Source organism: Microbispora sp. KK1-11 (assembly GCF_006874435.1).
Taxonomy (GTDB): Bacteria; Actinomycetota; Actinomycetes; order Streptosporangiales; family Streptosporangiaceae; genus Microbispora; species Microbispora catharanthi.
Genome location: NZ_VIRJ01000020.1, coordinates 1 through 12,507, shown reverse-complemented (window position 1 = coordinate 12,507; position 12,507 = coordinate 1). Strand labels below are relative to the sequence as shown.

The window sequence follows — 12,507 nt, the reverse complement described above, 5'->3', positions numbered from 1 at the left end:
GTAACACGTCGCCGGCTCCCCGGCGGTGCCTCCCACCGCCGCCGGGGAGCCGGCGCGCTCACATACGCCCGGCCGTGCGCTCCGCGCTCACGGTCGGGCGTATGCCTGCCCTGTCCCTCGCGTCATGGTGTTGGGGCGCCCACTCTGGTTATGGTTCGGACCGTGGACAGCCCTCTCCAGACCGCCAAGGCGTGGTCGCGCTCGCGGAGAAGGAAGCAGCCGCCCGACGGCGACGCCCGCACCCGCATCCTCGACGCCGCCGAGGAACTGTTCGCGGGCGGCGGCTACGAGGCCACGCCGACCGCGCGCATCGCCGAACTCGCCGGCGTGCCCAAGGGCCTGGTCTTCCACTACTTCCCCCGCAAGATCGACGTGCTGATCTCGCTGGTGGACGAGCGCACCGTGGTGGTCGAGGAGGAGGTCGAGGCGGTCCCCGGTGACGCGGCCGGCGCGCTGTCGCGGCTCGCCCGCAGGCCGCCGCTGCGCGCGTCCCCCGCGATGCGGCGCATCCTGTTCCGCGAGGCCGACACCCACCTGTCCGTTCGGGAGCGCCTGAGCCGCCTGAACGCCGAGATCATCCGCAGGGCCAGGTTCGCCCTGGAGCTCGCCCTGCCGGGCGGGCGTGGTGACGCCGCCCGGCTGGAGGCCGCCGCCGCGACCTTCGCCGCGGTCCTGCTGTACCAGGAGAGCATCTGCCTGCTCACCGGCCATCACATCGACCCCGACGCGGTCGCGGAACTGATCGCCAACGCCCTGCACTGACGAGGGCCGTGCTCCTTCCCGGCGCGCCTCCGGCGCGACCCGGGCGGTCAGGCCGGCACCATCTCCTCCCGCTCCTCCCGCGGCCGTACGGGAGCCGCGTCGCCGTGCGGGGCCGGGTCGTCCGGGTCGTCCGGGGAGTCGTCGAGCAGGGCCAGGAGCTCGTCCATCGCCTCACGCAGGTGGCCGATCATGCTCCGGACATCGGGCAACCGGGTCGGGCAGGCGACGACGCCGAAGTCCAGCCGCCCGTCGTACGACGCGCAGGTGATGCTGATCCCCCCGGTGGCGTCGGTGACCACCGACAGCGGGTGGTAGGCGAGCATCCGGGCGCCGCACAGGTACAACGGCAGGCGGGGGCCCGGCACGTTCGACACGATGAGGTTGACGCCCGCCCCCGCGACCCCGGCGAGGCGGAACACCACCGGCGTGGCCAGCGCCGCGAAGGCGTTCGGCACCATCGCGCACACGTCGTCCAGCCAGGTGCGATGGGAGACGGCGAAGCGCCGCTTGGCGGCGGCCAGCGCCGAGCGGACGGCGGCCAGGCGCTCCCGAGGGGAGGCGACGTCCGTGGCCAGCGGTGTGATCATCGCCGAGATCCGGTTGCCGACCCGCCCGTCCGCGGCGTCCCGGGACGACCCGCCCGCGCCCGGCGACCGCTGAGAGCGCAACGCCACCGGCACGGCCGCCACCAGCGGCCGGTCGGGCAGCGCGTCGTGGGCGAGCAGCCAGCGCCGCAGCGCCGAGGCGCACAGCGTCATCACCACGTCGTTCGGGCCCATGCCGAAGGCCCTGGCCACCCTCCTGACCTCCGTCAGCGGCACCGAGCCGAGCGCGACCTCCCGCTCCCCGGAGATCGGGCCGTTGAACGGCGTGCGCGGCGCGACCAGCGGCGGCGTCTCGGGCAGCGGGCGCGCGTCCCCCGCGAGCGCGCGGGCGGCCTGGGCCACGAGCCGGGCGTCGGGCAGCGCCGCCACCACCGGGATCGCGTCCAGGTCCGCGGCGGCGCGGGCGAGCGAGCACAGCGTCTCCACCGGCTGGACGATCGACCGGGTGATCGCCCCGGCGAGCATCGCGAGCAGCCCGGGCGGCTGCACCGGCGCCGGGGCCGGGGGCGCCTCCACGCGGCGCGGCTGCGGCGACGGGTCGAGCAACGCGGTCAGGATCTCCGAGCCCGACACGCCGTCGATCGCACAGTGGTGGACCTTGGTGTAGAGGGCACAGCGGCCGCCCTCCAGGCCGTGGATCAGGTGCGCCTCCCACAGCGGCCGCCCGCGGTCGAGCCGCCGCGCGTGGACGCCCGCCACGTACGCCGCCAGTTCCCGTTCCCCGCCGGGCGCCGGGAGAGTGGTCTCGCGCACGTGCGCGTCGAGGTCCACGTCCGGGTCGTCCAGCCAGTACGGCCGGTCGAGCCCGAAGGGCACGTCGGCCAGCCGCATCCGCAGCGGGGGGGCGAGGTGCAGCCGCTCGCGCAGCAGCGCGAGCAGCGCATCCCTGGTCAGGGCGCCGGAGGGCGAGGTGGACGGGTCGAGTATGGCGACGCCCGCCACATGGGTCGCGGTCGTCGCCGACTCCACGCTCAGGAACTGCGCGTCGAGTGCCGTCAACTGGCGCATCTCGTCATCCTCCCGCTCACGCCGCCCGGTCATGCCGCCGGTCCGCGGCCGCTCACGCCGCCCGGGACCCACGGCCCCGGCGCCGTACGCCCGGGGGCCGCTCACCCGCGGGATCTCCTGGCGCAGGATAATCGCCTGCCTGCGCACCGTGACCATCATCGCCGTGTCGCGTTACCGCCGCATTTCTCCCACGTGCCGCCGGGGGATGTTCAGGCGCGCCCGTGACTTCCTCGAGACGATCTGCCCCCGATCAGCCGGCCCACGCGACGACGGGCATCCCGTCGTCGGCCCGGACGGCGGCGCCGAGAGCGTGCCATGGAGCACCTCGACGTCGTCCGCATATCTATGTAAATCTAGTAGGAAATGTTTACTTCTGTCCGGAGGAGTCGTAGCGTCGGCGGTATGAGCCAGGGCGCGCGATGGCCGGACCGCCCCTCTCGGACAGCTGTGACCGACACGGAGGTTTCCATGACGGAGACTCTGCCCGCCCCTGCTCTGGACGCCGAAGGCTTCAGGCGTGCCCTCGCGATGCACGCGGCGGGCGTCGTCGTCATCACCGCCCAGAGCGACGGCGTACCCGTCGGGCTGACCGCCACCTCGTTCTCCTCGGTCAGCCTGGACCCGCCCCTTGTCTCCTTCTACGTGGACCAGGCGTCGACCACCTGGCCTTCGCTTCGCTCGGCGGATCACTTCGCGGTGAACGTCCTGGCCAGCGACCAGGCCGAGCTCGCCGCCCGCTTCGCGCGCAAGGGCGTCGACCGGTTCGCCGAGCCCACCCGGTGGCGTCCCGGGCCGCTCGGCGCGCCGCTGCTTGAGGGCGTGGCCGCGCATCTGATCTGCCTGCCGTACGAGACGGTCGAAGTGGGCGACCACATCCTCGTCGTGGGACTGGTCGCCGAGGCCGACGTAGGCGGCCCGGGTCGCCCTCTGCTGTATCACCGGGGCCGCTTCGGCCGGTTCACCGCTCATCCCTGACCGTCGACCCGGACGACTCTCCTGACGACTCGGGAGGAGGCGGCCGCGCACCCGGGCGGGGAAAGGCGTGGGCGGCCCGGGGTGAGGCCCGGCGTCCCGTGTTCTACAGTCCGCATATGAGGCGTGACGCGGACGGGCGGCTCCCGGACTGGCTGTCGATCGGCGTCGTGGCGGCGTCCATCCCCCGGGAGACCGTCGACCGGGCGCTGCTGGAGACGGGACGGCAGGCCCGGAGGTCGGACGGCAAGCTGCCGCCGTATCTCATGGTCTACTTCGCCATGGGGATGGCGCTGTTCCCTGACGGCGACTACGAGGACGTCGCCGGACGCCTGATCGACACCTTCTCCTCCTGGGGCTGCTGGGATCCGCGGCGTGAGCGGCCCACCTCCGGCGGCATCACCCAGGCGCGCAGGCGGCTGGGCCACGAGCCGCTGCGCGCGTTGTTCGCCCGGGTGGCCGTGCCCGTCGCGGACCCGGCCGTCCCGGGCGCCTTCCTCGGCCCATGGCGGATCGCCGGGCTCGACGCGGTCGACTGGGACGCCCCCGACTCCAAGGAGAACGTCGCGGAGTTCGGCTACGGCGTGCTGGACGGCGGGGTCTCCGCGCTGCCCCGGATCCGCCTCGTGACGGTGACCGAGTCCGCCTCCCGCACCGTCGTCGCCGCGGAGATCGGAGGCCAGGGGGAGAACGTGCGGACGCTGGCCCGCAGGCTCTATCCACGGCTCGGCGGCGACTGGCTGCTCATCGCGGGGACCGACTTCTTCGGCTGGCCCGACTGGTGCGGCGCGGCCCGGACGGGCGCGCAGCTGCTGTGGCGCGTCCCCGCCGGGCTGCCGCTTGCGGTCGTCGCCGCCCACGACGACGGGTCCGCCACCGCGGTGCTGGTCGATCCCGACGTCGGCGGCGAGGCCCGCGACGCGCTGGTGCGGGCCGCGTCGGCGGGCCACGTGCCGCCCGGGGACCCCGGCGAGGCGGGCGCCGCGCTCGTGCGCGCCCTGGAGTACGAGACGCCGGGCGGCGAGCGCGTGACCCTGGTCACCACCATCACCGATCCCGCCGCTGCGCCCGCGGAGGCGCTCGCCCGGGCGCACCACGAGTGGGCCGCACGCCGCGCCGGGCGCGACGAGCTCAACGGCCTGCTGCGCGGCCCCGGACGCGTGCTGCGCTCGCACAGCCCCGAGATGGTGCGGCAGGAGATTTATGGCTACCTGCTCGCGCATCGCGCGATCGGCGGGCTCGTTTCCCGGGCCGCCGCCGAGGCGGCGGGGCCGGCCGGAAACGCGTCTCCCGAGCCGGGAATACGCGTCCTCGGACGCCTTTCCAGGATCGTTTCGGACGGCATGACAACGGCCTAGCTCACGGTTTCGGGGGGAGAATTCCCGCTTAGCTTAGCCCGCGTCATCCCTGCCTTGCAGTCGCCGGCCAGTCCGAGCCGCCGAGAATATGTCCGTTAATATAACCTTTGTTCTCTGTTGTCCGACTGAGATGGCGAGCCTAAGCTAAGCGGACTTCGGCTCTCCCGTATCGCGCTGAACAGCGGATTTCAGCTCGCAACCTACTAAGCCAGTAGGGAATGTTGACATGGCGCGAATGGCGCATTTAGAGTGACGCCCTGAATGCACCCGTATTTGTTCGCGCCTGACGATCGGCCGGTTCACGCATGCCTTTCCGCCCGGCATCGGGCATTTTCCGGCGCGCCGGAATGACAATTCCCGGGAGTAGCCATGGGCCACGTTCTCCACGCGCAATCGCCTCTGACGGAGGCCGGCTCGCCTCCGGCGGAGGCGAGCCCGACCGAGTTCTTCCTTCCCGAGCTGCCGCGGCTGCTGCCGTTCGCCTACCATCCCAACGCCGCGCAGATCGAGTTCGCCTCCAACGGCTGGGTGCGGACGATGCTGGGCGAGTGCTTCGCCGGCGAGGAGCACCTGCTCTTCTTCCTCCGGCAGCGCAACGGGCTGTACGGGCCGCTGACGGTGCCGTACGCCATTGAGCAGCGCGCCAGGGACATCGCCGACTGGTACCAGTACGTCACCGTCATCGACAGCTTCGTCTCCGATCGCTCCGCCCTCGGCGCGAGCGACGGCCGGGCGCGGGAGGCCTTCGCGGCCATCCTGGCCGACTTCAACGGCGCTACCGGCACACGGACCGACGACCCGTACGTGAGGGCGGGCAAGGACCTGTGGCGGCGGATCAGCCCGGGACTCAGTGCGGGACAGGTGCGGCGGTTCGCCGCGAGCCTCGACGCGTTCCTGCACGGCTGCACCGCCGAGATCCGGGCGAAGCTCGTCAACGAGGTGCCCGACTACGAGAGCTGCCTGGCCGTGCGGATGGAGAGCTTCGGCTGCGACTTCATCGAGCTCATGACCGAGTACGGCGCGGGCGTCGACATGACCGACCTGATCCCGCGGCTCGGCGAGGTCCACCTGCACTGCCGGCGTCAGATGATCATCATCAACGACCTGCTGTCGTGGCGGAAGGAGCACGCGCAGGACGACAAGATGACGGTGGTCCGGGTCCTGATCGAGCGGGAGGGCCTCGGCCTCCAGCAGGCCGTCGACCGGCTGTGCGAGCTCGTCGAACGTCACGAGAGGGCCTACATCGCGGCCCGCGACGCCGTGCTGGAGGGCCCGCTGGGCGAGCGGGCGGACGTGCGGACCTACCTGAGCGCCCTCGACCACATGATGGGCGGCAGCCAGGAGTTCGAGTACCTCACCCCGCGCTACTTCGGGGACGGCTCCGTCTGGGACGGCACCACCTCGGGCTGGGTCGACCTGCACGCCCCCGTCACGAGGTTCCGATCGGAGCCCCACAGCCCCGAGGGGAGCGCCGCATGACCGTCCCCGAGCCGCGCCCGGCCGCCGAGAACCCGGGCCAGGACTGTCCGGTCACCTCCGCCCGGCATGAGCCGGCGCGACCCTCCTACCGGTTCGTCGTGGCGCCGGGCGCCCTCCCGGTCCTCGGGCACGCCGTCCACCTGTGGCGCCGGCCGCTGGAGTTCCTCTCCGCGCTTCCGCCGCGCGGCGACCTGGTGGAGGTCCGGCTGGGCCCTCGTAAGGCGTATCTCGCCTGCCACCCCGACGTGGTGATGTGGATGCTGCAGCGGTCGCGGACGTTCGACAAGGGCGGCCCGCTCTTCGAGAAGGCCCGGCTGCTCGTCGGCAACGGCCTGGTCGCCTCCGAATGGGAGGACCACCGGGTGCAGCGCAGAATGCTCCAGCCGGCCTTCCACCACAGCCGCATGCCCGGGTACGTCGCCCTGATGGCCGAGGAGATCGACGAGGTCGTCGGCGCGTGGCGGGAGGGCGAGCCGTTCGACGTGAGCGACGCGATGCACGCGCTCACCCTCCGCATCACCGCGCGGACCATGTTCGCCACCACAGTGGGCGAGCGGGCCGTCCCCGAGGTCGCGTACTGCATGCCGATCATCATGCGCGGCGTCTACAAGCGGATGGTGGCGCCGCTCGGCTGGCAGGAGCGCCTCCCCACCCCGGGCAACCGCCGCTTCGAACGGGTGCGCGCCCGCATGCACGCGGTCATCGCGGAGACCATCGAGGACGCACGCCGGGCCGGGACCGACCGTGGCGATCTGCTGTCGATCCTCGTCAACGCCCGGGACGAGCGCACCGGCGAGGGACTGACCGACGAGGAGGTCTACGACCAGGTCATGACCCTGCTCATCGGCGGCACGGAGACGACGGGCAACACCATGGCCTGGGTCCTCCACCTGCTGGCGCGGCACCCGGAGATCGAGGAGCGCCTGCACGCGGAGGTGGACGAGGTGCTCGGCGGCCGCCTGCCGGCCTTCGAGGACCTGCCGCGGCTCGACTACACCTGGCGGGTGCTCAACGAGACCCTCCGCATGTATCCCCCGGCCTGGCTGCTCACCCGCGTCACCACCGAGGAGACGGAGCTGGCGGGGACGCGGCTGAGCCCGGGCACGACGGTCATGTACAGCCCGTACGCGCTGGGCCGCAACCCGGGCGTGTTCGAGGACCCGGACCGGTTCGACCCGGACCGCTGGCTGCCGGAGCGGGCCAAGCACGTGCCGCGCGGTGCGATGGTCCCGTTCAGCGCGGGCAGCCGCAAGTGCATCGGCGACGGCTTCGGCCAGGCGGAGACCACTCTCACGCTCGCGACCATCGCCTCCCGCTGGCGGCTGCGCCCGGCGGGCGGCAGCGCACCGCAGACCGCGGTGCCCAAGGCCTCGCTCGGCACCGGGAGGCTGCTGATGACGCCGGTGCGCCGCGCCCGGAGCAGGGTGGGGGCGCTGTGACGGTCTCCGCGGACAGCGCGGTCGGCACGCTCGGCCGCTGCCGCACGCTCGTGCTGCCGGCCCTGCGGGAGGCCGTCGGACGGCTGGACCCGTGGGCTGGGCGGATGACCGCCTACGCCTTCGGCTGGACGGACGTCGCAGGCAACGCCGTCCCCGGCGACGGCGGCAAGGGGATGCGCCAGGCCCTTTCGCTGCTCACCGCGCAGGCACTCGGCGCCCCGGCCGAGGCGGCGGTCGCCGGGGCGGTGGCGGTCGAGCTGGTCCACGGCTTCTCGCTCGTGCACGACGACGTGATGGACGGCGACGAGCGGCGGCGGCACCGCGACACCGTCTGGAAGGCGTACGGCGTGGGGGCGGCGGTGCTGGCCGGCGACGCCATGCTGGGCCTCGCCATGGACACGCTCGCGAACGCCGCCCCCGGCACAGAACCGGCGGCCGTGCGCCTGCTGTCCCGCGCGCTGCTCGATCTGGCCAACGGGCAGGCCGCCGACCTCGCGTTCGAAGGGCGCCCGTGGTCGGGCCCCGGCGCGGTGGGCGTGGACGAGTACCTGGCGATGGCCGCCGGAAAGACGGGCTCGCTGCTCGGCTGTGCCGCGGGGCTCGGGGCCGTGCTCGCCGGGGCTTCGCCCGAGACGGTCGCGGCCGTGACCGGCATGGGACGCGAGCTCGGCCTGGCGTTCCAGGCGGTCGACGACCTGCTCGGCATCTGGGGCGACCCGGAGGTCACCGGCAAGCCGGTCCACAACGACCTGCGCCGGCGCAAGAAGACGCTCCCGGTGGTCGCGGCGCTGGCGGCCGACCGGTCCGGCCGGCTGGCCGCCCTCCTCGACGCGCCGGTGCCGCGGCTCGCCGAGGCGGCCGCCCTGATCGCCGAAGCGGGGGGCCGGGCGTTCGCGGCGGAGCGCGCGGCGCGCCATCTGGACGCCGCCCTGAGGACCCTCGACCGCGTGACCGTCGATCCCGTGGCCGCCGCCGAGCTCGCCGGGCTGGCCGAGTTCGTCGTGGCCCGCACGCACTGACCGCCCGCAGCGCCACCCGCGTGCCGCCGGCGTCCGCCCGGACGGCACCGACCCCCCAGTCGCCTGAGGAGATGAGGACGATGACCGCCACCCTGCCCGAGGTGAGGCCGGCCCCCGGCGGCGCGCCGCTGTTCGGTCACCTCCACCGGATGCTGAACGACCCCCGCGGCTTCTTCGAGTCGCTGCGCGGCCACGGCCCCGTCGTGACGATCGGCCTCGGACCGATCCGGGCCTACGTGGTGAACGACCCGGCGCTGACCCACCAGATCCTCACGAAGGACGTTCGCAAGCTCGAGAAGGGCGTGGCGTTCGAGAAGTCGGCGCCGTTCCTCGGCGAGGGCCTGCTCAACTCCAGGGAGCCGCAGCACATGGCGCACCGCCGGCTCGTGCAGCCGGCGTTCCACCACCGGCGCGTCGCCGCGTACGCCGAGCAGATGCGAGAGGCCGCGGAACAGCGCGTCGGCGCGTGGCGGGACGGCCAGACCGTGGACCTCGACCTGGAGATCCACGCCTTCGCGGTCGCCGTCGTGTGCCGGGCGCTGTTCTCCTCCGGGCTCGGCGACACGGTCGCCGTCGCCGTGGAGGAGTCGCTTCCCGTGCTGCTCAAGGGCGTCACCAGGCGGATCGCCTTCCCCGTGGGCTGGCTGGAACGGCTGCCCACCCCCGGCAACCGCCGGTTCGAGCGGGCCCGCCGCCGCCTCGACGAGACCCTCAGCGGGGTCATCGCGGAGTACGAGGCGCGCGGGGCGGACGGCGGGACCGGTGACGGGGACCTCATGGCGATGCTGCTGCAGGCCCGCCCGCACCTGAGCGACCGGCAGATCCACGACGAGGCGATGGCGCTGTTCCTGGGCGGCGTCGAGACGGCGCGGGACGTCCTGAGCTGGACCTGCCACCTGCTCAGCACGCACAGGGACGTCCAGGAGAGGCTCGCCGCCGAGGTCGGCGAGGTCCTGGACGCCCGGCCGCTCGGCCACGAGGCGCTGGACGAGCTCGGCTACCTGCGCCGGGTGCTCACCGAGGGGCTGCGGCTCTATCCGCCCGCCTGGCTCTTCACCCGGCGGGCGGTGGCCGACGTCGACCTCGGCGGCCACCTGGTCCCGGCCGGCAGCCACGTGCTGTTCTCCGTCCACGCCGTCCAGCGCGACCCGGCCGTGTACCCCGAGCCGGACCGGTTCGACCCGGACCGCTGGGCCGGGGACGCGGGAGCGCGCATCCCGCGCATCTCCTACCTGCCTTTCGGCGCCGGCAACCGGAGCTGCATCGGCGAGCCGTTCGCCTGGGAGGAGATGATGATCTTCATGGCCGCGCTCGTGCGGCGGTGGAGTCTCCACCCGGCGCCCGGCGAGACGATCCGCCCGGCCCGGTCTCCGATGCTCCAGCCCCGGCGGCTGCCCATGGTCGTCAGGGAAAGAACCCGCTCACGAGAGAACTGAAGCCCCATGTCCGCATCTTCCACCGCGGCCCCGCCCGCGCAGGCTCCGCCCAGATACGGCCACCGCCCCGGCGTCGTCCTCGCGCTGATCGTCACCTGCTACATGATGATCATCGTCGACAACAACGTGATGACGATCGCCCTTCCGAAGATCCAGGCCGGTCTCCACTTCACGCCCACGGCCCTGTCATGGGTGCTCAGCTCATACATGCTCACGTTCGGCGGCCTGCTGCTGCTCGGCGGCCGGGCGGGAGACCTGTTCGGCCGCCGCCGGGTGTTCGTCGCCGGCGTCGTGCTGTTCACGATCAGCTCGCTGCTCGGCGGCATGGCCGTCACCTCCTGGCAGCTGCTCGCGGCACGGGCGGTGCAGGGCGTCGGCGCCGCGCTGGCCTCGCCCGGCGCGATGTCGCTGCTGATCACGAACTTCGCCGAGGGCGCCCCGCGCAACCGGGCGCTGGCGGTCTACGCGACCGCAGCCGGGCTGGGTCAGACGCTCGGCATGATCCTCGGCGGGGTGGTCACCGAGTGGACCTCCTGGCGCTGGGTGCTGTTCGTCAACGTGCCGTTCGGGGTCGCGGTGGCGGTGCTCACCCCGCTGTTCGTCACGGAGCCGCGGCGGGGCGCCGGGCGGCTCGACCTGGCCGGCGCGCTGAGCGGGACGGCCGGCATGGCCGCCCTCGTGTACGGCTTCATCCGGGCCGCCTCCACCGGCTGGGACGACGGGGTGACGATCGGCGCGTTCGCCGTAGCGCTCGTGCTGCTGGCCGTCTTCGTGGTGGTGCAGGTGCGGGTGGCGCACCCGACGATGCCCCTGCGGCTGTTTCACGACCGGAACCGCGCGACCGGCTACGCGACCGTGCTGCTGACCATGGCCTGCCTGTTCAGCGTGCTGTTCTTCGTGTCGCAGTTCCTGCAGGACGTGCTGGGATTCGGCGCGCTCGCGACCGGGCTGGCGTTCCTGCCGATGTCGCTCGGCACGTTCGTCACCTCCCGGTTCACCCCCCGGCTGCTGCCGCGCACCGGGGCGATGCCGCTCATCGTCACCGGGCTGCTGCTCGTCGTCGGCGCCGCGTTCTGGCTGTCGCGTCTGGACGCCGGCACGCCGTACAGCCCGCACCTGCTGGTGCCGATCCTGATGTTCGGCGTCGGCATCGGCGCGTTCCTGATGCCGCTGAACGCGACGATCCTCGCCGGTGTGGGGCCCGCGGACGCCGGCGCCGCGTCGGGGATCATGCAGACCATGCAGCAGATCGGCGGCTCGCTGGGCCTGGCCGTCCTCGTGACCGTGTACGGCACGAGCCTGCGCCAGGCCCGCACCTCGGATCACGCCCAGGCGCTCGCGCAGGCGATGGGGACGGCGTTCCTGTTCGCCACTGTGTTCGTCGGGATCGCCCTGGTGCTGGTGGCGGTCCTGATACGCACGCCGCGCCGGGCCGGATGAGCGGTGGGAGACTCATGGTGGACGCGGGGGCCGCCCGCGGCGCGTCCGGCGCCGTGGAGAAGTCATACCTCATTCTCGGCGCACTGCCCGCGCAGGGCTGGATCGGCGCCGCCGAGGTGGCCCGGCGCACCGGGCTGCCCCGGTCGACGGTCCATCGCATCCTCGGGCTGCTGGCCGACCTGCGGCTGGCCGACCGGCACCTGAACGGCTACCGGCTCGGCGAGCGCATCCGCGACCTCGCCGTCCAGGCGTCCGGGATTCGCCCGTCCGCGCTGCGCGACCGGCTGCTGCCGTACCTGCTGGACCTGTACCGCGTGACGAACCACGCGGTGCTGCTCGGCGTGCCCTGGGACGGCGGCGTCCTGTGCCTGGAACGGCTGCACGGCCACCACGGCGTGCACCTGCCGATCAGGGTGGGGTCGGTCACCCCTCCCGGCGGCACGGCGATGGGCAGGGTGCTGCTCGCCTTCGCCGACGGCCCGCTCGTGGCCGGACCGGACGGGCTCCGGCAGGACCTCGGCCGGGTGCGCAGGACGGGCATCGCCGCGGAACTGGGCGGCTGCCGTCCCGGCGTCGCCAGCCTCGCCGTCCCGGTGTGGGGACCGGGACGACGCGTCGCCGCGGCCATCGCCGTGGCCGGGCCCGCCGGCGGCCTCGACGTCCCCGCCGTCTCACGGGCGCTGCGCCGCGTGGGGCACGCCGCGTCGCAGGCCGTCGCCCGGCGGTCCGAGGCCCGCGCCGGGTAGGCCGCGTCGGCTAGGCCGTGCCGGTTAGGCCGTGCCGGGAGCGGATCGCGGCAGGGGCAGGTCGTGGCGGGGGTGGGTCGTCGCGCTACTGGACGATCACCTCCGTCCCCGCGGCCTCGTCGTCGAGGTCGACGTCGACGCCCATCTCCTCGGCGAGGCGCAGGGCCTGCTCGATGAGGGTCTCGACGATCTGTGACTCGGGGACGGTCTTGATGACCTCGCCCTTCACGAAGATCTGGCCCT

Annotated in this window: 10 protein-coding genes and 1 pseudogene; 9 read left to right on the top strand and 2 right to left on the bottom strand. The window is 73.4% G+C overall.

Annotated elements, in window-relative coordinates; genetic code table 11:
• Positions 1-162: 162 nt before the first annotated feature.
• Entirely contained in the window at positions 163-762 is a 600-nt protein-coding gene (locus FLW16_RS25835; RefSeq protein WP_260615580.1) for a TetR/AcrR family transcriptional regulator, read from the top strand.
• A gap of 47 nt (positions 763-809) precedes the next feature.
• On the opposite strand, the gene FLW16_RS25830 is transcribed toward FLW16_RS25835, so the two are convergent.
• On the bottom strand, positions 810-2,522 hold the full coding sequence (locus tag FLW16_RS25830) for a wax ester/triacylglycerol synthase family O-acyltransferase (protein ID WP_312847153.1): 1,713 nt from the start codon (positions 2,520-2,522) through the stop codon (positions 810-812).
• 321 nt (positions 2,523-2,843) lie between these two features.
• Between FLW16_RS25830 and FLW16_RS25825 the strand changes: the two genes are divergently transcribed.
• The 8 genes from FLW16_RS25825 to FLW16_RS25790 all read left to right on the top strand — a co-directional run bounded on the left by FLW16_RS25825 (position 2,844) and on the right by FLW16_RS25790 (position 12,264).
• Positions 2,844-3,350: a flavin reductase family protein gene (locus FLW16_RS25825; protein ID WP_142562741.1), complete on the top strand. Its 507-nt coding sequence runs from the start codon at positions 2,844-2,846 to the stop codon at positions 3,348-3,350.
• 116 nt (positions 3,351-3,466) lie between these two features.
• Entirely contained in the window at positions 3,467-4,705 is a 1,239-nt protein-coding gene (locus FLW16_RS25820; protein WP_142562740.1) for a transposase domain-containing protein, read from the top strand.
• 369 nt (positions 4,706-5,074) lie between these two features.
• A complete protein-coding gene (locus FLW16_RS25815; RefSeq protein ID WP_142562739.1) occupies positions 5,075-6,184 on the top strand; it encodes a terpene synthase family protein in 1,110 nt (369 codons plus the stop codon).
• Positions 6,181-7,623: a cytochrome P450 gene (locus FLW16_RS25810; protein WP_142562738.1), complete on the top strand. Its 1,443-nt coding sequence runs from the start codon at positions 6,181-6,183 to the stop codon at positions 7,621-7,623. The genes FLW16_RS25815 and FLW16_RS25810 overlap by 4 nt, the downstream gene beginning before the upstream one ends.
• On the top strand, positions 7,620-8,642 hold the full coding sequence (locus FLW16_RS25805; protein ID WP_260615579.1) for a polyprenyl synthetase family protein: 1,023 nt from the start codon (positions 7,620-7,622) through the stop codon (positions 8,640-8,642). Before FLW16_RS25810 ends, FLW16_RS25805 begins: the two co-directional genes overlap by 4 nt.
• 80 nt (positions 8,643-8,722) lie before the next feature.
• The gene (locus FLW16_RS25800; protein WP_185949593.1) at positions 8,723-10,078 is read left to right on the top strand and encodes a cytochrome P450; all 1,356 of its coding nucleotides are present in this window, start codon (positions 8,723-8,725) and stop codon (positions 10,076-10,078) included.
• Positions 10,079-10,084: 6 nt separating this feature from the next.
• A complete protein-coding gene (locus FLW16_RS25795; protein WP_142562736.1) occupies positions 10,085-11,518 on the top strand; it encodes an MFS transporter in 1,434 nt (477 codons plus the stop codon).
• Between the two features lie 14 nt (positions 11,519-11,532).
• Entirely contained in the window at positions 11,533-12,264 is a 732-nt protein-coding gene (locus FLW16_RS25790) for an IclR family transcriptional regulator (RefSeq protein WP_185949592.1), read from the top strand.
• A gap of 85 nt (positions 12,265-12,349) precedes the next feature.
• Here the strand turns inward: FLW16_RS25790 and FLW16_RS45365 are convergent.
• Positions 12,350-12,507: pseudogene (locus tag FLW16_RS45365) on the bottom strand (4-hydroxy-3-methylbut-2-en-1-yl diphosphate synthase); the annotation flags it as partial.

What these genes read in the sequence shown, in the direction of transcription:
- FLW16_RS25815 (WP_142562739.1), top strand. Translation starts at nt 5,075, where the DNA reads ATGGGCCACGTTCTCCACGCGCAATCGCCTCTGACGGAGGCCGGCTCG.
- FLW16_RS25825 (WP_142562741.1), top strand. Translation starts at nt 2,844, where the DNA reads ATGACGGAGACTCTGCCCGCCCCTGCTCTGGACGCCGAAGGCTTCAGG.
- FLW16_RS25790 (WP_185949592.1), top strand. Translation starts at nt 11,533, where the DNA reads ATGGTGGACGCGGGGGCCGCCCGCGGCGCGTCCGGCGCCGTGGAGAAG.
- FLW16_RS25810 (WP_142562738.1), top strand. Translation starts at nt 6,181, where the DNA reads ATGACCGTCCCCGAGCCGCGCCCGGCCGCCGAGAACCCGGGCCAGGAC.
- FLW16_RS25800 (WP_185949593.1), top strand. Translation starts at nt 8,723, where the DNA reads ATGACCGCCACCCTGCCCGAGGTGAGGCCGGCCCCCGGCGGCGCGCCG.
- FLW16_RS25820 (WP_142562740.1), top strand. Translation starts at nt 3,467, where the DNA reads ATGAGGCGTGACGCGGACGGGCGGCTCCCGGACTGGCTGTCGATCGGC.
- FLW16_RS25795 (WP_142562736.1), top strand. Translation starts at nt 10,085, where the DNA reads ATGTCCGCATCTTCCACCGCGGCCCCGCCCGCGCAGGCTCCGCCCAGA.